This window comes from Scytonema hofmannii PCC 7110 (assembly GCF_000346485.2).
In the GTDB taxonomy this organism is placed as follows: domain Bacteria; phylum Cyanobacteriota; class Cyanobacteriia; order Cyanobacteriales; family Nostocaceae; genus Scytonema; species Scytonema hofmannii.
The window spans coordinates 10,661,223-10,680,914 of record NZ_KQ976354.1 but is presented as its reverse complement, the minus strand read 5'-3'; the positions used below and the strand labels follow the sequence as shown (position 1 = coordinate 10,680,914).

Below are 19,692 nucleotides of genomic sequence, written 5' to 3'. Positions count from 1 at the left end.
CTGAATGTGAATTAGCGATCGCCTAGATTCTTAATTCACATTCAGCTAAACTTCTAATCAGTAAAAAATATTTATGCTGTGACTGCTTTTTTTGCAGGAGAAAGCCCACGAGGAGACGTAATAGCATCTGCTGGCTGAATAACCTCTGCAAGTGTATCCAATTCATCTCCAAGATAATCTATATTCGTTAGCATCTCTGGCTCTACGTGCTCATGCTTAAGAAGAGCATATAGTGAAACGTTACCATCTTTAGCTTGACGATAGCGCAATTGCGGGCTATAGCCCATTTGCTCCAGCAAATTTAAGGTTTCAGCCACAGTCATATTTTCAACAGCACTTAAGTTTATAGCTAAAAATACTTCTCCTGGTTTTGGGATAACAGGTAGCTCAAGACTCACAATACTTCTCCTTGAAATTTACAATTGACAAATTCTATACTAAGGCTTTAGCATTTCATGTGCGATCGCTAATGACCATATAATTAAAACAATGTTTTAATAACGGAGCACATCTATGGTTCAAACCATTCCCATTTCAGAACAAACTACACTTAAATATCTACGCCAAAATTTTAATTTGCAACGTAATGACGAACGGCAGTTTTTTCCAGAGTGGTATGAAAACTTATCACAAATTAGTGATGCCGATAAAATCTTTTTAGACAAGGTGCGTTCTCGCTACTTTTACCAACTTGATGAAGGAGCACTGCTAGAGAGTGGAGTGAAAATGATGATAGTAAGTCCACTCCTAGATATAGCAGGTTTTTACGACACGCCCTTCAAAACACGATTTGAGCCATCTGTAACACTACAGGTAGAAACTGAAGAGGAAATTTTGCAAGGACGAATTGACGCTTTAGTTTTACAAAATCAATTTTGGGTTTGGGTACTTGAAGCCAAACGGACTACATTTTCACTCTCGTTAGGAATACCTCAAGCACTTGCATATATGCTATGTCATCCTGATGTAGATAAACCAACATTTGGTATTTTAACAGGAGGCGAAGATTTTATATTTATTAAATTAGTTAGGCAACAATCCCCTATTTATGGATTATCTCGTAAATTCAGCATCATCAATGAAGGAGATTTATACGAGGTATTAAAGATTATGCGTCACATGGGGGAGTTAATTGCTACTTCCTAAGTCTCTCAATTAAGCAAAATAGAAATATTCAGACCAATCAAATTTCATTAAACGTAATATAAATATCTAAATCATTACCAACAATAGATGAAGCATCTATCCACCAACTATTATCTAAAATCTTTAATTTATCATAAGCTTCATCCGTTTCTAAATTGGTATGTATTGCGAGCGTTAATTTTTTCCAACCAATAATTTCAGGATCGAAGGAGATGTTTAAAATCAATTCTTCATTTGTAAAAATTTCTCTGATTTTTTCATAAGCTGTTAATAGAAAACTAGTCAAATATGACTTATCAAGCAAATATTCCAACACTTCAGCTTGATATTTGACTTTATATAGAGATTCAAGAGATTGGTCTTTTAATTTTTTTACCATTATAGAAAAATAATGTGTCATATACTATATTAACAAAATCAATCAAAAACTCGCTCGAACGAGCATACTGAAAAAAACTATTGCGTGATGGAATACGATGAAAACCAATCGCGGGAGATCGCTCCACAGCCATCCTCCGACCCAAACGAGTTGAAGTCCCCATGCCTTTAGCTATAAATATAAACAAGCAGAGCGCTATCTAGAATTTGGCAGCGCCACTCACTTGGTAGAACTGGACTTGCTACCCCTGCCCCTGTCGCCCAAACAGATATTGAAGAATTCGTTGGTTTTCAGTTTGAATACCCCTGACTTCAGATTGAAGTTCCTGGATAATCGCTCGATCTTTTTGTGCTTCTTCAACAAAGTTACCTATGACACTAACTAAGTGGCTAATGCTATCTTGCAATTCTTGTTTGAGTTCTGCTTGTTGCTGAGTTAGTTGTGAAATAGTTGCTGTGTTAGCCTGCTGTTGCTGAGCTATTTGTGAGATAGTTGCTGTGTTAGCCTGCTGTTGCTGAGCTATTTGTGAGACAGTTGCTGTGTTAGCCTGCTGTTGCTGAGCTATTTGTGAGATAGTTGCTGTGTTAGCATGCTGTTGCTGTACAGTTTGCAACAGAAGTGCTTCTATAAGATCTAGCCGATTGGGTTGTTCTGCGTTGGTCATTAGTTTTTCTTATTTTTTAGGTGACTTGGGTGATGGTGGCAACTCTCCCTGTGCTTGTTTCGTTGTTACTGCGTCCAAAATGATAGTTTCAATCAAGTTACTTGTAGAGCGGTTTTCCACTCCCGCCCATTGGTCTAGGTATTCTTTAACCCATTGGTCGCATACAAATTGCACTCTGGGACGATCTTTCTTAGGGGCGTTAGGCATAAATAGTCAAATATACGCTTAGTTACCCTAGATTACTACACCTTAGTGGTTTAGTACTTGTTTTACAGTTACCTAATGTATTCTACATTAACCTGATTAAAATTTACAATTACCTGCTGTTCTTTGATCGGAATTGTTAGAAAAATATCCAAAAACAAGCGAAAATTGCAGTATGATAGCTGCGTTAGCGAATTATAGCAGTTCTTACTTGAGTGTAGTACATTTGAATTGCTTAGCCACTGGTCACTAGTCACTGGTCAGGTGATTACCCCAACTGTTGGCGAAACTGTCGAATACTTAAAGACATCAGCACCGTAGCAAAAACCAGCAAAATCAGCACCTGAGGCCAAAGCGTCTCCACACCCACCCCCTTCAACAACACCCCACGGCAAACCTCAATAAAATAGCGCAAAGGATCTAGATAAGAGAGCCATTGTATAAAAGTTGGCATTGAAGAAATGGGAGTCAACGCCCCACACAACAGAACCAAAGGTGGATTAATAAAAAAAGCCGTCAACTGCGTCTGCTGTTCGCTCTTGGAGTAAGTCGCAATCAAAATCCCAATACTAATACCCACCCAAAAATAAAGCACAGCGATCGCCAGGAATACCAACAAATTACCCCGTAATGGCACGCCAAATACCAGCCTTGCAACACCAAGAGCAATCAAAACATCCAACGTCAGCAAAACCAATAACGGACAAACCTTAGCCAAAATCACCTCAGTACTAGAAGCAGGAGTCATCATCAGTTGCTCAATAGTCCCTGCTTCCTTTTCCCTCACCACCAAAGATGCAGCAGCTTGAGAACCAATCACTGTTAGTACAATGCCAAACATTCCCGACACAATAAACCAAGAACTCTCCAACCCAGGATTGTAAAAAATCGAAATCTGAACCTGTACCTGGTTATTTCGCAAACCCTCATTATTCTGCTGTCGCGAGTTATAATCACTCACCAATTGATTGATGTAACTCGAAGCAATACTTGCCGTATTTGCATCAACAGCATCATATAACGCCTGCACCTCCACAGGACGCTTTTTGACAAGATCGCCAGCAAACTCTTGCGGAATCGTCATAGCAACCGTCAGTTTCCCCGTTGCCAAATCCGCAATCATCTCTTTTTGGTCAGAATAATACCGACTCACCACAAATGCATCCGTCTGGTCAAATATTTGTACAAATTCCCGCGAAGCACTGCTGTTACTGTAATCAGTAATCCCAACCTTGAGATTTTCCACCTCCGGATTTAAAGCAAAACCAAACAGCATCAAAAACACAGTTGGCGGTACAAGTAGCTGAATCACAAGCTGACGATTGCGGAATATTTGAGCAAACTCCTTTCGGAACAGCGCCCAAAAACGGCTTCCTAAAATTGTGTCAATTAAATTGAAAAACATAATCCTATACGCTATATCGTGTATTACAAGTTACCAATCATGCTATATTGACATTTGTATATACAAAAGTCTATATTTAAATCATGTCTGAAAAAGTAACTGGCTTTGATTGGGATAATGGCAACATTCAAAAATGACAAAAACATGGGGTTTCAATAGAAGAAATTGAATCTTTGTTTTCTAATCCAAAAATAGCCATCGCTCCAGATATAAAGCACTCTGAGGCAGAGGAGAGGTTCTTGGCTGTAGGGGTATCAACTAAGGGAAGACATATTTTTGTGGTCTTCACTTTCCGTAACAATCAAGAAGAAAAACTTATTAGACCAATTAGTGCTCGATATATGCATGACAAAGAGGTACAGCAATATGAAAAAAATCTTGCCCAAAATGACAACTGATGAAGAAGCAGAAAATTTGTTAGAACAAGATTTATCTGACTATCTTCATAAAGACAACTTCAAATTTGTTAGCTTTGAATTCAAGCCCAAAGACAAAACTGTAAATTTGCGAGTCTCTGAAGAATTACTAGAAAAAGTGAAAACTGTTGCTAAAGAAGAGGGTATATCTTACCAAAAGTATATCCGAAGAGCAATAGAAAAGTCTTTGAGTAATAACTCATGATATCTTGCCTCTAAACTCTCATCCTCTGCAACTTCCGCCAAGCCAAAAAGAAAAACAAACTAGCCAGTCCAAACAAAGCCAACACCTGAGACCAAATACCCAACCAACCCACACCACGCGCATAAGCATCGCGACTTAACTCAATGTAATACCGAGCCGGGATGATGTTAGAAATCCAACGAATGCCAAGAGGAATATTTGCTATAGGGTAAATAAACCCAGATAATTGAAGTGAGAGCAAAAAAGCAGTAAAAGCAACTGCTTGAATGGCAGCACTTTGAACTTTCGTCTGACTCCCCACAAAAATACCCCAAAAAACACCACAAGCAATGTAAAGCATCGAACTGAAAATCATAGGTGTCGGATCGCCCACAAACCGCAATCCAAAAAACAGCCATGCTTCCACATTGACAAACAATACCTCCGCCATACCCACCAGCCAGAATGCTGCAGCCTTCCCCAGCAAATATTCTGTACCCGTCAAACTAGAAGCGTAAACTTGGAGAATAGTCCCCTGTTCGTACTCTTTTGCTATTGCCAAAGCAGCAAGTAACGGAGGAAACAGAGTCACAGTAATTGCGATCGCACCAGGGCCAATATATCTCAAAGTTTCCAGACCCGGATTATACCACAAGCGAAACTGAAGATTCACCAGAGGAGATTTGCTCCCCCGGAGATTTTCCATAAAAGCATTAGTCGTGGCTTTGGTATAACCCCTAACAATATTAGCCGTATTAGCATCAGTACCATCCACTAAAATTTGCACCTCAGCCCCACCCCCTTTTCGCTGTAGATCGCGAGCAAACTCTGGAGGAATAATCAAACCCGCAGCAATCCTACCTCCATCTAACAGCCGAGGTACATTCACCTGCGGACTAGAGGCAATTATATTAAACTTATTTGTCCGTTCAAAAGTCGCAATATACTCCCGACTATTAGGAGTTCTATCCAAATCCTGAATCGCAAAATTAATCTTATTCACCTCCAGAGATACCGCAAACCCAAACAACAGCAGCAGCATCAAAGGCAAAAAAAGAGCCAACGTCAAAGTCAGGCGATCGCGTCCCAACTGCGATAATTCCTTTATAGTTTGAGCAAAAATACGTTTCATTGTTAGTTGTTAGTTGTTAGTTGTTAGTTGTTAGTTGTTAGTTGTTAGTTGTCATTGGTCACTGGTCACTGATTACTGAAATAAACACGTCTTCTAAAGAAAACTCAATTTCTCTGTAGTTTTGCACTTTGACTCCAGCCTCTTGCAACCAATTCTCAACTTGAGGAATCTGCAAGCGCGGTTCATCCAAGACGGTATGCAAGCGCGAACCAAAAATCGACACTGAAGAGCGTTTTAACTTTTGCTTCAATAAATCCGATGCTGTTTGCAAGGGTTCGCATTCCCATTCCACCAATCGCCCTGGTTGTTCCTGTTTGACTTGGCGCGGGGTTCCTTGCGCCACAAGTTCCCCTGCAACCATAAATCCCAAACGGTGACACTGTTCTGCTTCTTCTAAATAGTGAGTTGTTACCAATATCGCCATCCCTTCTCTGGCAAACTGGTTAATCCAACGCCAAAATTCTCTTCTTGCCAAAGGGTCAACGCCAGAGGTTGGCTCATCTAGAAACAAAACTTTTGGTTCGTGCATCACTGCTGCACCAAAAGCAACTCTCTGTTTCCAACCACCCGGTAAATCGCGGGTTAACTTATCCTCTTGACCCACAAGGTCACTGATTTGCAATACCCAATTTTTCTTGGCTTGTCGATGGCGGCGCTTAACTCCATAAACACCACAATAAAATTCTAGGTTTTGTCCAATAGTTAAGTCATCATAAAGAGTAAATTTTTGTGACATATAGCCAATTTTTTGCCGCACTGTCGGACTCCGTAATTGACCTGTTTCTCCTACTAAAGAAACTTTTCCAGAACTAGCAGGCAAGAAACCACACAGCATTTTGATAACTGTTGTTTTTCCTGCACCATTTGCCCCTAAAAGACCAAAAACTTCACCATACTTAATATTTAAATTGATATTCTTAACTGCGTGAAAATTGCCAAAAACTTTATTTAAATCTTGTGCGCCAATGGCCGTTTCTTCATTTTGGATTTTGGATTTTGGATTTTGGATTGAAATAGCCTGATTATTTTGGACTTGAGATTTTGGATTTTGCGGAAAGTTGCAAGGAGGGTTTCCCTCCGGAGCAAACTTTCCAGGACGGATTGTTCTAATTGCTTTTTGTTCTCGCAATCGAGCGACAAAGGTGTTCTCAAGAGTAGGGGTATCAACGACAAAGTTTTCCCCTGGAATCTGTTCCCGTTCTAAAATAGACTGAATTCTCTGTTTGGTTTCGCCCGGTTCTGCTGTGAGCACATCCAAGCGATCGCCAAAGCGTTGTACGTCAAAAATTACTTCTTGCAAGTCAGCATTTTTACTGAGGATATCAGCAGCTTTATCTAGCTGGGATACTGGCAAATAAACCTCCAACCGTTGCATACCTAAGCTTGCTTTTATGCGAGCAGGTGTATCGCATTGTTGAATTTTGCCCTCATACATTAAAGCAATCCGCGAACAGCGTTCTGCTTCATCAAGGTACGGCGTCGCAACAACTGTAGTCATCCCTTCTGTCACAGCCAGTTCTGCTAAAATGTCCCAGAATTCTCGTCGGGATACGGGATCTACACCTGTTGTTGGCTCATCTAGCAACAAAATTTTGGGTTGGTGAATGAGCGCACAACACAAAGCCAGTTTTTGTTTCATCCCTCCAGAAAGGCGTCCGGCGAGACGATCTTTAAACTGGGCTAAGTCTAGTAATTGGAGGTAGCGATCGCTGCGGGTTTTTAAAGCTGCTTGGCTGACTTCGCGCAAACCTGCTGCATAACGTATATTTTCCTGTATGCTCATGTCTTGGTATAAACTAAAGCGTTGGGTGAGGTAGCCCATTTGCAAGCGCACGTCCCAGGGTTTGGAACTGAAGACTTCAACAATGCCGCTTGTTTGCTCCATGACTCCTGAAAGAATCTGAAATGTGGTGGTTTTGCCTGCTCCATCGGGTCCTATAAGTCCGAAGATTTCGCTTTGATAGATGTCTAGGTTTATACCTGCTACGGCTTCTGTTTGTTTGCTGTAGCGGTGTTGTAAGTCCCGAATGGTGATGACGGGGTGTTGCGTGCGATCTATTTTTTTCATAGTGATTGAACCGCAGAGGCGCTGAGGGCGCTGAGGGCGCTGAGGGGGAGAGAGGGAGTGAAAATCCAAAATCCAAAATCCAAAATCCAAAATCTAAAATCCAAAAATCCTCCCATCAGCTGGCATTCCTGGTTTTGCTAGTCCTTGGGGGTTTTTGAGGGTGAGTTCTACTCCAAAGACTTGCGTGATTCTGTCTTTTTTAAAGTAGATATTTTCTGGTGTGAAGCTGGCTTTGGGATCTATTCGGGTGACTGTTGCCTTCAGGGGTTGGTTGGGGTATGTATCTAAGTAGACTAGGCTGGACTGTCCTATTCTGACTTTACCTAGTTCTCCTTCAGGTATAAAGCCGCGCAGGTAAAGGTTATCTAAGTTGACGATTGTGACTAGTGGTGCGCCTACTGCAACAACTTCGCCTGTTTCTACTGAACGGGTAATGATGCTACCAGTTAAGGGACTATTAACTTTTAAGTAGTTCAAGTTTGCTTGAACTTCGGCTTGTGCGGCTTGGACATTTTTGACTTCTTGTTGGGCTACGGTAATATCTGTGCGGGCTTGAACAATTTGTTTTTCTATTTGTAATGCAGCAGCAGCTCGTATCGGTGTGTTGCGAAGTGTTGCTTGGGCTTGGGTGAGGGTTCCTTGGGCTGACTGTACCTGTTGTCTTGCTGTAGCAACTCGGGCTTGGTTTACGCTGAGGGTCGCATCGTCTTCATCTTTTCTCTGGGCTGAGACTGCACCTTGGGAATATAAGTAATTGCTTCGTTTTTGTTTCACACGTGATAATTCTAAATTAGCTTGGGCTTCCACAAGTTGCGATCGCGCTGCTGCTAGTGCGTTTTCTGCTTGTTCGACTCGACCCTGACTTTCTTGTTTTGCTTGTTGTGTAGTAAGATTGGCTTGCTGGAGTTGGGCTTCTAAGACTGGTAATTGCTGGCGACTGCGTTCTAACCTTTCTTGTGCTCCTCGAACTCGGGCAGATGCACCTTGAAATTGAGCACGCAGTTCTGAATCATCTATCTGCACCAATGATTGACCGGGCTTAACCAAGTCTCCTTCTCTCACAGCTACACTGGCAATCCGACCTCCTATTTTGGCTGATACATCCGTCTCATAACCCTCTATGCGCCCGCTTAAAAATAAACCTTCAGGTTCTGGTTGATAAATAAAAACTCGATACACAGTGTATCCTGCTCCTGCAATGAGTGCGATCGCTCCTAATACCAAGACTGCTTTGGGGATATGTCGCCGAGGTTTTTGTGGAGAAGGTTGTAGTTGAGAAACTTGTGTCCTATCTTCCACAGGGCTGCTATTTGTATCTCTAGCATCATGAATAGGTTCCGTTGGTGTCTGTGTCATAAAAACCTCGCAATAACAGTGACCAGTGACCAGTGACCGGTGACAAACTTGATTGACTGATTAATCAATATTGAGCTAAAAAAATTTCTCTTTAAAAATGCTTGCTGTAGCTTCCGTTGGAGTCCGGTAAACTTTGCACTGTATATTGCGGTCTTTCTGAAGTTACAAGTATACCTTGCAAAAACACCTCAACAGCAGTTGTCACCATAGTATCCAAGCTAATTTGCCGAGCATCAGGCTGTAGAAATACCTCACGTGTAATAATGTAGGCAAGAAACGAACCAACAAAACAACGGGCTGCGGCGGCTGAGTCCATTGGCTTGAAAACCCCTCTAGCCATTTGCTTTTCCAAATAGCGAGTCAAAAAAGAGATAGAACGACTGGGTCCTATTTTGTTGACCATCTCAGCAATAGCAGGATGGCGAAACGCTTCTGAAAATAGCAATTTCATCATCGCCATTGATGTTGGATTATCCAAGACTGTGAGAAAAGCTTTAGCAAAGATGGTCAGCACAACCTCAGGAGGTTTGCTCATCATCTCTTCCTCATTGTGAATCAGCAATTGCAGTACTGGTAGACGTTGTTCAAGCACTTGGCGAAACAAGTCAGCTTTATCTTTAAAGTAGTGGTATATCAATCCGGGTGAGCCAATTCCAGCCGCCGCAGCAATATCCTTATTGGTCGCCTTCTCAAAGCCCTTGCTGGAAAAGACTTGCAAAGCACCATCAATGATTTGCTGTCGCCGACTCTCAAAGTCTTGTTCGACACGTGCAGGCATAACTACAGTTGATTGATTGGTCAATTAAAGATTAACACACCTAAATCCTTAAAATAAAAAAATCAACTTTTCTTAACTTCAGAACTTACGCAAAATTGAAGTCCCACCAATACTGCAAGGGATACGATAATTGAGGTGTCAGAACCCCGGTTTCTTGTAGAAACCGGGGTTCTAATTTCCGCTTAGGAGAGTACTATTGCAACCGATTGGTAATATAACCATTGAATTCTACAAAAATCTTTGATTGTATTTTTTGTTTTAGATTATTACAGTATATGTACCGCATTTAAATTGGCATATTTTGTATAATTTATATAGAATATAAGAAAAAGTTGACTGAAAACTCAAGCTTCTCTCAAAATGGTTGACATGATTTATGGTCACGAATAATGAGTATTAAGTGGAAAAGACGATCGCAAAAACAAGTTGGTGAGTTTGATAGTGGGATACTTTACACAAAGCAAATACTTTATCAGTAATTATGCCCTGACACAATTCCCTAATATTTGTATCATCAAATACATACAAGACTCTTCCAATCGCAGAATATTAAAACTTATTTAGATATCAGTCTTTTTATGCTAAATCTTTCACAATCCAAAACCCAAAATCCAAAATCCAAAATATCTTTACCTCGTACACCTCATTTGGTCACTTCCTTACCCGGACCGAAAGCTCTCGATATTGTAGAACGCGATCGCGCTGTCACTTCCCCTTCCTATACCCGTGACTACCCGTTAGTCGTGGCTCGTGGTGAAGGTTGCATGGTAGAAGATGTCGATGGGAACGTATTTCTAGATATGACTGCGGGTATAGCTGTCACCGCAACGGGACACTCCCATCCAGAAGTTGTCCGGGCTATTCAAGAGCAAGCAGCAAACCTGCTACATATGTCAGGGACTGATTTTTACTACGAACCGATGGTGGAACTTGCGGAAAAATTAGCTTCCCGTGCGCCCTTTCCACCTCTTGTTGGAGAGGGAACAAGAAAAACTTCTTTTCCTGCGAGAGTGTTTTTCACAAATTCAGGAGCAGAATCTAACGAAGGAGCCATCAAACTCGCTAGATACTACACGGGACGTTCTTTAATCATTGCCTTTTTGGGAGCATTTCACGGACGCACTTATGGAGCAATGTCCCTCACTGGTTCCAAGACGGTACAACGGGCAAATTTCGGTCCTCTCGTTCCAGGTGTGACTCATATTCCCTATGGCACTCACGCTAGCTTGGACTACTTGGAAAAACAGCTATTCCCAACTATGCTTCCATCTAAAGAGGTAGCAGCGATTGTTGTTGAAGCAATTCAAGGAGAAGGCGGTTATATTGTTCCAGAAGATGGGTTTTTACAGCGAATCAGGGAAATATGCGATCGCTACGGTATCCTGATGGTAGTCGATGAAGTCCAATCGGGTATGGGACGTACTGGTCGTCTATTTGCGATCGAGCATTGGGGTGTGATGCCAGATATCATCACCACAGCTAAAGGTATTGCCAGTGGTCTTCCTTTAGGAGCAATTCTTTCCCGCCCTGAAATTATGACTTGGCAACCTGGTTCTCATGCAACAACCTTTGGAGGGAATCCAGTTGCTTGTGCAGCAGCTATTGCCACACTCAAACTGCTAGAAAACGGTTTGATGGCAAATGCAACCGCCATGGGAGAACTCTTGCAAGCCGGTTTGCATCGTTTGTCGCAACAATTTCTGCAAGTCTCACCACCACGAGGTAAAGGTTTGATGGTGGCAGTTGATTTGTTAGACCATCAGGGCAATTATAATTCGCAGTTGCGCGATCGTATTATTCAACAAGCTTTTTTAAAAGGTTTATTATTACTAGGCTGTGGTAAAGCAGCAATTCGTTTCTGTCCACCTTTAGCGATCGATAGCAATCAGATTGAAATTGCTCTTGACATTCTTGCTGAAGTGTTAGCAGTTATTTAACATTAGAGAAATTTTATAGACAGTAGTTTTCAAGTCAATGAACTGCAGTAGTTTCTTGTGGTACGGGCGTCCCCGCCCGTTACAGAGAAGAGCGCCCGTTACAGAGAAGAGCGCCCGTTACAGAGAAGAGCGCCCGTTACAGAGAAGAGCGCCCGTTACATAAAAGAGGGCGGGCGAGGACGCCCGTACCACTCCATGTGGTCTATTAATCTGACAACTGCTGTAGAGTTCCTTAGCGTTTTTGCGACGAGTGCGTGAGGTTATCATTGGTTGATGATGCAATCCTAAAATTCTATGAAACCCGAAATTGCCCGTCATCTTTGGGACTTACTTTGGCAAGACTATAGCAACAGGGTGACTTATGCCCGCACCTACGCGCAAATGATTGAGAATGCAGGTGGAACTGTTGCTAATGACCACATTGCTTTTAGGTCTTTACGCATGATTGTGGATAGTCCGCAGCGTAGAGTAAACTTAGGGATTGATTACTTAGAACAACTTGCCCAAGCTTTAGGTTACGAGGTAGCAGGAGAATATTCTTTTCCTGAAACCCATCTTTACGCCCGTCACTATCGCCATCCCCAACAAGAGGAAGTTGATTTACCCAAACTGTTTATGAGTGAATTAATTGTAGATGAGTTACCGGAAAATACCGTGCAACTCATCCGTCAAACTGTAGCAGGTGTAAATTTATTTAGTTTTCCAGCACTTTTTGATACATTCGACAAGAATGCCGAGCGTCTTGTTAAAGAACTCTCAAGAGTTTTTTCTACTCCTTGGCAACCTCCAAAACGATCTGTGGTAGAAGAAGTTAACAAAGTGACTCAATATGGTGCTTGGGTATTGCTACATGGTTATGCAGTCAACCATTTTACAGGCTACGTTAACCGCCAAAATACTGTAGCCTATCCGGATATTGATACCACCGTCCGTGCTTTAGCTAGCTTAGATGTACCAATGAAGGAGCAAATTGAAGGTGATGTTACCTGCGGATTACGACAAACAGCAACTCAAGCAGTGACTGAAATTGTATCGGTTCTTGATGATTCAACAGATACAGAACTTCAAATTCCTTGGACTTACGCCTATTACGAACTTGCTCAGCGTTACATGGTAGAAGTGGAACCAGGCAAGCAAGAACTTTTTGATGCTTTTTTAGGAAAGAATGCCCAGCAGTTGTTTGAGATGACAAAGTTGGTTAGTGGTTAATGGTTAGTGGTTAGTGGGACAACTACTAACTACTAACCATTAAGACGAAGTGTAATTTGACATATCGCAAAACATCGATATAATAAATAATAGGTATGGATACTAAAGATATATTCAAAGTCCTTTCAAATGAAACTCGGCTCCGAATCCTCCTTTGGTTGAAAGAGCCAGAGGAGTACTTTCCAGATCAAGATGTAGACCCTCATGCTGTAGGAGTCTGTGTTAGTTGCATTCAAAAGAAAACAGGGTTGGCTCAGTCCACTGTATCCCATTATTTATCTATGTTAGAGGCTACAGGGCTGGTAATAGCTACCCGTCAGAAACAATGTACTTACTATCGACGTAACGAAGAGGCATTTTCTAAGTTTGCATCTCTTGTAGCTAAGGAATTGTAAATTTTTACGACTTCTGCTTATAAGCAGTATTTATACCATTGTTTCTAATCTATCTTATCTGTTTATATCGAATTAGTTCGATATTTGCATATTTCTAAAATGCTTTTATCTTATTGCAAACTCATGTGGGTTTGGGACAGGGATTAACTCACGGTATCTTTGAGGAAATAACTATGATATTCATCTATTTTGTCTTACTAATTATCGGTATAAGTAGTGTTTGGTTCGGACTCAAGATAACTGAAGAGGTCTATCGCATTGCAGTTGTGTTTGCTGGAGCCATATTGTTATTGATGGGATTTATTTTAGTTCCATCAGTTGTACAAATAGGAGTTTTATTGCTTACGCTGGGATTGCACCAATTATATACTCCACAAAAGATTTTAGGCAGAGTCGTTACGAGTACTGAAAAAGCAGCATCCATACAACCTACTCAGATAAGTAATCGGACAGAAAGAATTACACATGAGATTCTAGGCTAGACATGAGTGGCGTTGCTGAATAACAGTATGAATTACCCTCATCCCCAACCCAACTCCCTCAACGGAGTTGGGAGCGTTGAATTCTTGTCCCCTCTCCCAAAGGGAGAGGGCTAGGGTGAGGGCAAATCTTGCGGGTTAGCCTAATAAATATCAGGACGGTTAGCCTAATAAATATCAGAACGGTTAGCTAATAAATATCAGAACGGGCGAGGACGCCCATCCCACAAGATGGGATAATTGATTATTTTCACCTCTCCCTACAGGTTTAATCAAAATGGCACTAACTCAAAACTACAAGTTAAACCTGATCCAATGGTATCCAGGTCATATTGCTAAGGCGGAAAAAGCATTAAAAGAACATCTCAAGCTTGTAGATGTGGTTCTTGAAGTACGCGACGCCCGTATTCCTTTAGCAACACACCATCCCCAAATCCGTGAGTGGATAGGAAGCAAACCACGGGTGTTGGTACTGAACCGAGTGGATATGCTTTTGCCTCAAGCACGGCAACTGTGGATAGAATGGTTCAAGCAACAGGGTGAAGTTCCCTACTTTACTAATGCCCAGCAAGGTCAAGGAGTAGCTGCGGTGTCAACAGCGGCGCAAGTAGCTGGCTTGGCGATTAATGAACGTCGGAAAAATCGTGGAATGTTACCCCGCCCAGTGCGTGCTGTGGTGATTGGTTTTCCTAATGTTGGCAAATCAGCGTTGATTAATCGTTTGTTAGGACGGCGAGTTGTGGAAAGTGCTGCACGTCCCGGTGTAACTCGTCAATTGCGATGGGTGAGAATTTCCGAACAGATAGAATTGTTAGATGCACCTGGTGTGATTCCCAGTAGATTGGAAAATCAAGAAAATGGGGTAAAGTTAGCTATTTGTGATGATATTGGCGATGCCTCTTATGATACACAATTGGTATCATCTATATTAGTAGACTTACTAAAAGATTTGGAAGCTACAGTACCACATTTATTACCAAAAAAACCCTTAAACGCCCGGTACGCACTTGACCCAACGCCCTTTACTGGAGAAGCTTATTTACAAGCTTTGGCAGAACACCGATATAAAGGCGATGTAGAACGAACCGCAAGGCAATTATTAACAGATTTTCGCAAAGGGTTACTTGGTGAAATTCTTTTGGAGTTGCCACCAGATTGCGAAACATGAAAGATTAGAATAGACGCCACCTAGACGTTTCAACCCCGAAACTCCTCTTTTGAGAATTATTCTTGGAATAATGCTCACAGTGAGCAGTTTTAAATTGTTCTCTGGCTTCAAAATATATCATGCTATTGAAAAGGTACAATACTTTTTCAATGAGTGGTTATACCAAATATGCATCTCCTCACATTGAAGGTGTTATTTCAAGTTGGAATTCGATCGAGATTTTTCGAGACCAATAAAGTAAACTCAATGAGGTTATTGACGTTGCCATTAATTTTGTAACGTCAATGACTTTTAATGCATTACACACATTATGTTACGAGACAAACAACTAGAACTTCAAATGCAATTTCTAGAGAAAGCTACGGACGATCTGAATACTTTGGAAGTTGTATTATTTGAAGTTAAACTGAATCATCAAATCACTTTACCAAAAATCAATGCTGGACTGAGAGCAGTTCATTCCATAAAAGGCGGCGCTGGTATTACGGGATTTCGAGTCCTCAGCCATTTAGCTCATTGTTTGGAAGATTATTTAATTTTTCTCAAAAATCAAAACAACTGCTTAGAAATCGATCCCGATCTACTGAATTTACTACTATCCGGTGTCGATTGGCTTCGTCAAATCATCAAACTATATTCAGAAGGTCGTGCTGTAAACGAACAGTGGTTGACTACTTTTTGTTACCCAGTTTTTCAAGAAATTCAAGAACATTTAAACAAACAGAATTGTGAAAATAATGTCAGTTTTGTGTTACCAGAAAAAAGATTTCAAGACTTTATTTCTCTACTTTTTCAAACAGAAATAGAAGAATATTTGCAACGTTTAGAATCTTTCATACTATCTGGCAAAGATTCCGTTTTGCGAGAAGAGTTGATGCTGATGGCATCTGAGTTAGCTGATTTGGGGCAAATGCTTCAAATACAGGCTTTTACTCAACTTTGTCAATCGATTTTGAAACAATTAAAATCTACTGAAAGAGTTGCAGAAATTGCTCAACTAGCACTACAAGCTTGGCGGCGATCGCAACAAGCGCTCGTAACTCATCAACTTCATAATGTGCCATCAGAAATTCTTGTTAATGAAGATAGTTTAGCAAAGCAAATCAGTAGATTGGAAATCGGATTATCTCTTCAGAGTATTACCGAAGAATCTTCAAAACTTGTTAATTTAGTTCCTTTATTACAAGAAACCGTTTCAGCTAATTATAGCATTAATTATCAACAAGACTCGATACAATTATCCAGCAAAAAAGCAGAGCTTATTGACAATTTCAGAGAAGACATATATTTACAAAAACATGACTTTCAAATTCAAATTGAACGTTTACACAATCTTAGTCAGAATCTCAGTAATCATGTGAAAAATTTCGAGCAGAAAAGCTATGAAATTCGTCAAAACTACGATATTTTGTTCACTCAAATCTTGGATACCGTATCTTTATCAAATTCTGAATCCAATAGAGAAATAAAGGATAACAACTACGCTTATCTACTGTCATCAATTGGCATAGAAACCATCGTTAATCTTCAGAAAATCACTCATGAAATTCAATTCAGTCTTGATGATACAAACTTAGTTAACCGCTTACTTAACAACACGGCTCAACAACTGCAAAAATCCTTAACTCAAATTCAGCTACGCCCGCTATCTAAAATTGTTGAACCCTTTCCTACTGCTTTACGTAATTTGTGTATTGAGTATGGTAAAAATGTTCAATTAAAAATTGAAGGCGCAAACACTCTTATAGAAAGCCGTATTTTAGAGAATTTGAGAGAGGCTTTGATACATTTGGTGCGAAACGCCTTCGACCACGCTATTGAAGATCCGGTCACTCGCCGCGCTTGTGGAAAGCCCGAACAAGGATTGATAGAAATTAAAGCCATTCACCAAGAAAATCGCACGATTGTAACTATCAAAGACGATGGACGCGGTATTTCTATCGAAAAGATTCGCGCCCGTGCTTTCTTGATAGGGCTAGAACCTAACCTGTTGAGACAAGCAACCGATCGAGAACTGCTGTCACTAATTTTTGAGCCAGGATTTAGTACCTCTGACACAGTCACAATGCTTTCAGGTCGAGGGATGGGTTTAGACGTAGTTCACAACAACCTCAAACAACTGCGTGGAGATATTAAAGTTGACACCAGACCGGGAATTGGAACCACCTTTACCTTATCTGTACCCAGACAGTGACCGTCACTGGTCACTGGTCACTGGTCACTGGTCACTGGTCACTGGTCACTGGTCACTGGTTACCGAGAGTTGCGTACAGATTCACTACCGAACCAATAACAACAATCGCAGGTGCTGCAAACTGCGTAGCTTCCACTTGCTGTACAATTGTCCCCAATACACCAATTAACTCTTCTTGGTCTGGTCGAGTCCCCCAACGTACCAAAGCAATAGGCGTTTCCAAACTTAACCCAGCGGCTCTCAACTGTTCCACAATGTAAGGCAGATTGTGAATGCCCATATAAATGACAATGGTTTCCGAACCGTGAGCGATCGCATTCCAATTGACTGCGGGACGATACTTACCAGCCGACTCATGCCCGGTAACAAAAGTCACTGAGGAACTATACAATCGATGCGTTAAAGGAATACCAGCATAGGCAGGAGCTGCAATACCCGATGTAATACCTGGCACAACCTCAACCGATACACCAGCCTGAAGCAATTCCTCCATCTCCTCGCCACCGCGACCAAATATAAAAGGATCGCCCCCCTTCAAGCGCACGACAACAGCATTATCCCGCACCTTATCAATCAACAACTGTGTCGTTTCCTCCTGCAACAGAGAATGACGCCCCCGCCGCTTACCAGCATCAATCTTCTCAGCTTGAGGATTAATCATTGCCAAAATTGCCGGACTAATCAAAGCATCATAAACAACCACATCCGCACACTCCAGCAAACCTTTACCCTTTAGAGTCATCAACCCAGGATCTCCAGGTCCTCCACCCACCAAATAAACTTTTCCCAAACTCCTACCCATCTCTTCTTTCGCGCCTTTCTTGTCTTCGCGGTTCATTTTTCTACCAAATCCCAAATCAAATCAGCTAACTCCGCACTTGCTCCCAAAGGCTCAGCCAGTTGAAAACTCACCTCCGGAAACAGTAATTTTAGCTTCTCTTGCGATCCTGCGATCGCATCAGTTATACCACCTGTAAATAAGAAATATGGCAAAATAGCGATTCGGCGATCGCCACCCGTCACTAACTCCTGTACCCGCGATTCCAAACTTGGCTGATGTGTCCAATAAGCCGTTACTGCGCCCAAAGACGCCGCCATTGCTTCCACTGGTAACTCAGAACCGAGACGACGGCTACCATGCGCTAAAAGAATCGTCCCCTCGACGTCCATAGAAACCAATTGCTGAGCCAATAAAAACTTCAACCCAGGATGACTGCCTAAATATGGTTGTAAATATATCTTAATTTTCTGACCCAAAGACTGTTCTGCCAAGGCGACTTCAACCGGAATATCCTCCATCACATGAACGCCAGACAGAAGAAACAACGGTAATATTTTTAAACTACCACATCCTAAAGCGATAGCATTTTTGCCAAACTTTCTTATTTGTTCGTGTAGAGGTTCGGGATTCAGTTCTAAATATGCTGTACCCACCAAAGATTTATCCGGTAGAAATGCGATATCGCTACTGACAATACTGGGCAAATATTTTTGTATTTTATGATACAACATATCCGCTAAGTGCTGCATAGCAATTTCCGGACGTGGATCGTGACTTCCGTGAGACACTAGCAGATATGCAGATGGCATTGGTTGAATAATAGATAGTTGTTAGTGGATAGTGGATAGTGGATAGTTGTTAGGGGTTGGTGGTTAATAGTTCAACCACTAACAACTAACAACTAACCACTAACCAATCATATATTATTTGGCCTGGGGGTCGGCAACGTAGCGGAAAGCTGGCTCTGAATTCCAAGGACCGCGTTCGTCTTTGCCATTGCTAGATAAGTTGTAGTAAATATCCACAGTGCTGTCTGGTTGGATATTACCAAAGAATGGGTCTGTTAACTTACCCAAAGAATCCAACGCCTTCATAAACATTTGGGTATGAGAAACTTCCCGTGTTAGAAGATGAACAAGCGTTTGTTTTGTGCCTTCTTCAGGAGCTAATTTAATTAACGCTTCATAGGTTTGACGCGCCCCAGCTTCTGCAGCAATGTTAGCTCGTAAATCGCGGACAACATCACCACCTTCGTTAACATAGGCTGCTGTCCAAGCTTGTCCTTGACTATCTAACAAATGCGGTCCTACACCCCGAACAGCAAATAGCGTGCTTTTGTAAGCTTCGGTTTGGTCAACATTTTTGGTATGAGCCTCGATCAGTCTGCCAACCATTTCCAAATGGCTAAACTCTTCGAGCGCAATATCTTGCAACATATCACGAATCCCAGCATTTTCGCAGTGGAAAGACTGCGTCCAATATTGCAAAGCAGCTGTTAATTCACCTGTTGCACCACCAAATTGTTCTAAAAGCAGTTGAGCAAAACGTGGGTTTGGTTCGCTAACGTTAACAGGTTGAATTGTCTCTTTTTTATGCAAGAACACAATGCACGCTCCTTATTTTTCTATTGCTTTATTGCCTTAACTTAAGGAGACACGTCTCTCAATGTGTTTATCGCCTCAAGCAAGAATTTATTTGCACCTAATAAAAATCATAAAGAGACTAATCAATTTCAACCTGTTTCTATAGAAAGACTTGTGCTTGAAAACAGTTCTCTCTTTAGTCACTGGTCACTGG

21 protein-coding genes and 1 pseudogene are annotated in these 19,692 nt (G+C 41.4%); 10 read left to right on the top strand and 12 right to left on the bottom strand.

The window, feature by feature from the left end:
- Positions 1–71: 71 nt before the first annotated feature.
- Positions 72–398 (bottom strand): hypothetical protein, encoded by a 327-nt coding sequence (locus tag WA1_RS45045; protein WP_017744096.1) that lies wholly within the window; start codon positions 396–398, stop codon positions 72–74.
- Positions 399–513: 115 nt separating this feature from the next.
- On the opposite strand from WA1_RS45045, the gene WA1_RS45040 reads away from it, so the two are divergent.
- Complete coding sequence (locus WA1_RS45040) at positions 514–1,146, top strand: type I restriction endonuclease (protein ID WP_017744095.1); 633 nt, start codon at positions 514–516, stop codon at positions 1,144–1,146.
- Between the two features lie 37 nt (positions 1,147–1,183).
- Here the strand turns inward: WA1_RS45040 and WA1_RS45035 are convergent, their stop codons facing one another.
- The 4 genes from WA1_RS45035 to WA1_RS45020 all read right to left on the bottom strand — a co-directional run bounded on the left by WA1_RS45035 (position 1,184) and on the right by WA1_RS45020 (position 3,798).
- Positions 1,184–1,546 (bottom strand): peptidase, encoded by a 363-nt coding sequence (locus tag WA1_RS45035; protein WP_148662897.1) that lies wholly within the window; start codon positions 1,544–1,546, stop codon positions 1,184–1,186.
- A gap of 220 nt (positions 1,547–1,766) precedes the next feature.
- Positions 1,767–2,189, bottom strand: coding sequence for a hypothetical protein (locus WA1_RS45030; RefSeq protein WP_017744093.1), 423 nt, complete (start codon positions 2,187–2,189; stop codon positions 1,767–1,769).
- A gap of 9 nt (positions 2,190–2,198) precedes the next feature.
- The gene (locus WA1_RS45025; protein ID WP_017744092.1) at positions 2,199–2,396 is read right to left on the bottom strand and encodes a hypothetical protein; all 198 of its coding nucleotides are present in this window, start codon (positions 2,394–2,396) and stop codon (positions 2,199–2,201) included.
- 265 nt (positions 2,397–2,661) lie between these two features.
- Positions 2,662–3,798 (bottom strand): ABC transporter permease, encoded by a 1,137-nt coding sequence (locus tag WA1_RS45020; RefSeq protein WP_017744091.1) that lies wholly within the window; start codon positions 3,796–3,798, stop codon positions 2,662–2,664.
- Between the two features lie 149 nt (positions 3,799–3,947).
- Between WA1_RS45020 and WA1_RS45015 the strand changes: the two are divergent.
- Both WA1_RS45015 and WA1_RS45010 read left to right on the top strand, forming a co-directional pair.
- Positions 3,948–4,196: pseudogene (locus WA1_RS45015) on the top strand (BrnT family toxin); the annotation flags it as partial.
- Entirely contained in the window at positions 4,165–4,419 is a 255-nt protein-coding gene (locus WA1_RS45010; protein ID WP_026134725.1) for a CopG family antitoxin, read from the top strand. The pseudogene WA1_RS45015 and the gene WA1_RS45010, both read left to right, overlap by 32 nt.
- A 10-nt stretch (positions 4,420–4,429) precedes the next feature.
- Here the strand turns inward: WA1_RS45010 and WA1_RS45005 are convergent, their stop codons facing one another.
- The 4 genes from WA1_RS45005 to WA1_RS44990 form a co-directional block, all read right to left on the bottom strand.
- Positions 4,430–5,530: an ABC transporter permease gene (locus tag WA1_RS45005; protein WP_017744088.1), complete on the bottom strand. Its 1,101-nt coding sequence runs from the start codon at positions 5,528–5,530 to the stop codon at positions 4,430–4,432.
- A gap of 58 nt (positions 5,531–5,588) precedes the next feature.
- A complete protein-coding gene (locus WA1_RS45000) occupies positions 5,589–7,598 on the bottom strand; it encodes an ATP-binding cassette domain-containing protein (protein WP_033335421.1) in 2,010 nt (669 codons plus the stop codon).
- Between the two features lie 93 nt (positions 7,599–7,691).
- Positions 7,692–8,954 (bottom strand): HlyD family secretion protein, encoded by a 1,263-nt coding sequence (locus WA1_RS44995; RefSeq protein WP_017744086.1) that lies wholly within the window; start codon positions 8,952–8,954, stop codon positions 7,692–7,694.
- 91 nt (positions 8,955–9,045) lie between these two features.
- Positions 9,046–9,732 (bottom strand): TetR/AcrR family transcriptional regulator, encoded by a 687-nt coding sequence (locus WA1_RS44990; RefSeq protein WP_017744085.1) that lies wholly within the window; start codon positions 9,730–9,732, stop codon positions 9,046–9,048.
- 578 nt (positions 9,733–10,310) lie between these two features.
- Here WA1_RS44990 and WA1_RS44985 point away from each other — a divergent pair.
- The 7 genes from WA1_RS44985 (at position 10,311) to WA1_RS44960 (ending at position 17,114) form a co-directional block, all read left to right on the top strand.
- Positions 10,311–11,669 carry an acetyl ornithine aminotransferase family protein gene (locus WA1_RS44985; protein WP_017744084.1) on the top strand — a complete coding sequence of 453 codons (1,359 nt, stop codon included), beginning with the start codon at positions 10,311–10,313 and terminating at the stop codon, positions 11,667–11,669.
- Positions 11,670–11,726: 57 nt separating this feature from the next.
- Positions 11,727–11,927, top strand: a complete 201-nt coding sequence (locus WA1_RS56225) for a hypothetical protein (protein ID WP_148662896.1) — start codon at positions 11,727–11,729, stop codon at positions 11,925–11,927.
- 36 nt (positions 11,928–11,963) lie between these two features.
- The gene (locus WA1_RS44980; protein WP_017744083.1) at positions 11,964–12,878 is read left to right on the top strand and encodes a DUF1338 domain-containing protein; all 915 of its coding nucleotides are present in this window, start codon (positions 11,964–11,966) and stop codon (positions 12,876–12,878) included.
- Between the two features lie 95 nt (positions 12,879–12,973).
- Complete coding sequence (locus WA1_RS44975; protein ID WP_017744082.1) at positions 12,974–13,273, top strand: ArsR/SmtB family transcription factor; 300 nt, start codon at positions 12,974–12,976, stop codon at positions 13,271–13,273.
- A gap of 173 nt (positions 13,274–13,446) precedes the next feature.
- The gene (locus WA1_RS54165; protein ID WP_272819363.1) at positions 13,447–13,755 is read left to right on the top strand and encodes a hypothetical protein; all 309 of its coding nucleotides are present in this window, start codon (positions 13,447–13,449) and stop codon (positions 13,753–13,755) included.
- Positions 13,756–14,029: 274 nt separating this feature from the next.
- The gene (gene ylqF / locus WA1_RS44965; protein ID WP_017744080.1) at positions 14,030–14,920 is read left to right on the top strand and encodes a ribosome biogenesis GTPase YlqF; all 891 of its coding nucleotides are present in this window, start codon (positions 14,030–14,032) and stop codon (positions 14,918–14,920) included.
- A gap of 310 nt (positions 14,921–15,230) precedes the next feature.
- The gene (locus tag WA1_RS44960; RefSeq protein WP_017744079.1) at positions 15,231–17,114 is read left to right on the top strand and encodes a chemotaxis protein CheA; all 1,884 of its coding nucleotides are present in this window, start codon (positions 15,231–15,233) and stop codon (positions 17,112–17,114) included.
- Positions 17,115–17,166: 52 nt separating this feature from the next.
- Here WA1_RS44960 and cobA read toward each other — a convergent pair whose 3' ends face one another.
- The 3 genes from cobA to WA1_RS44945 form a co-directional block, all read right to left on the bottom strand.
- Positions 17,167–17,952, bottom strand: coding sequence for a uroporphyrinogen-III C-methyltransferase (gene cobA, locus WA1_RS44955; RefSeq protein WP_017744078.1), 786 nt, complete (start codon positions 17,950–17,952; stop codon positions 17,167–17,169).
- Positions 17,949–18,704, bottom strand: a complete 756-nt coding sequence (locus WA1_RS44950; RefSeq protein ID WP_026134723.1) for a sirohydrochlorin chelatase — start codon at positions 18,702–18,704, stop codon at positions 17,949–17,951. Before WA1_RS44950 ends, cobA begins: the two co-directional genes overlap by 4 nt.
- Before the next feature lie 114 nt (positions 18,705–18,818).
- Positions 18,819–19,499, bottom strand: coding sequence for a manganese catalase family protein (locus tag WA1_RS44945; protein WP_017744076.1), 681 nt, complete (start codon positions 19,497–19,499; stop codon positions 18,819–18,821).
- Positions 19,500–19,692: the final 193 nt, after the last annotated feature.

Bases quoted from the DNA above. Each gene is read 5' to 3' on its own strand.
- WA1_RS45010 (WP_026134725.1), top strand. From the start codon at position 4,165: ATGAAAAAAATCTTGCCCAAAATGACAACTGATGAAGAAGCAGAAAAT.
- WA1_RS44980 (WP_017744083.1), top strand. From the start codon at position 11,964: ATGAAACCCGAAATTGCCCGTCATCTTTGGGACTTACTTTGGCAAGAC.
- WA1_RS44950 (WP_026134723.1), bottom strand. From the start codon at position 18,704: ATGCCATCTGCATATCTGCTAGTGTCTCACGGAAGTCACGATCCACGT.
- WA1_RS45000 (WP_033335421.1), bottom strand. From the start codon at position 7,598: ATGAAAAAAATAGATCGCACGCAACACCCCGTCATCACCATTCGGGAC.
- WA1_RS45020 (WP_017744091.1), bottom strand. From the start codon at position 3,798: ATGTTTTTCAATTTAATTGACACAATTTTAGGAAGCCGTTTTTGGGCG.
- WA1_RS44995 (WP_017744086.1), bottom strand. From the start codon at position 8,954: ATGACACAGACACCAACGGAACCTATTCATGATGCTAGAGATACAAAT.
- WA1_RS44985 (WP_017744084.1), top strand. From the start codon at position 10,311: ATGCTAAATCTTTCACAATCCAAAACCCAAAATCCAAAATCCAAAATA.
- WA1_RS45035 (WP_148662897.1), bottom strand. From the start codon at position 1,546: ATGACACATTATTTTTCTATAATGGTAAAAAAATTAAAAGACCAATCT.
- WA1_RS45025 (WP_017744092.1), bottom strand. From the start codon at position 2,396: ATGCCTAACGCCCCTAAGAAAGATCGTCCCAGAGTGCAATTTGTATGC.
- WA1_RS44975 (WP_017744082.1), top strand. From the start codon at position 12,974: ATGGATACTAAAGATATATTCAAAGTCCTTTCAAATGAAACTCGGCTC.
- WA1_RS44990 (WP_017744085.1), bottom strand. From the start codon at position 9,732: ATGCCTGCACGTGTCGAACAAGACTTTGAGAGTCGGCGACAGCAAATC.
- WA1_RS45030 (WP_017744093.1), bottom strand. From the start codon at position 2,189: ATGACCAACGCAGAACAACCCAATCGGCTAGATCTTATAGAAGCACTT.
- WA1_RS45005 (WP_017744088.1), bottom strand. From the start codon at position 5,530: ATGAAACGTATTTTTGCTCAAACTATAAAGGAATTATCGCAGTTGGGA.
- WA1_RS54165 (WP_272819363.1), top strand. From the start codon at position 13,447: ATGATATTCATCTATTTTGTCTTACTAATTATCGGTATAAGTAGTGTT.
- WA1_RS45040 (WP_017744095.1), top strand. From the start codon at position 514: ATGGTTCAAACCATTCCCATTTCAGAACAAACTACACTTAAATATCTA.
- WA1_RS44960 (WP_017744079.1), top strand. From the start codon at position 15,231: ATGTTACGAGACAAACAACTAGAACTTCAAATGCAATTTCTAGAGAAA.
- ylqF (WP_017744080.1), top strand. From the start codon at position 14,030: ATGGCACTAACTCAAAACTACAAGTTAAACCTGATCCAATGGTATCCA.
- cobA (WP_017744078.1), bottom strand. From the start codon at position 17,952: ATGAACCGCGAAGACAAGAAAGGCGCGAAAGAAGAGATGGGTAGGAGT.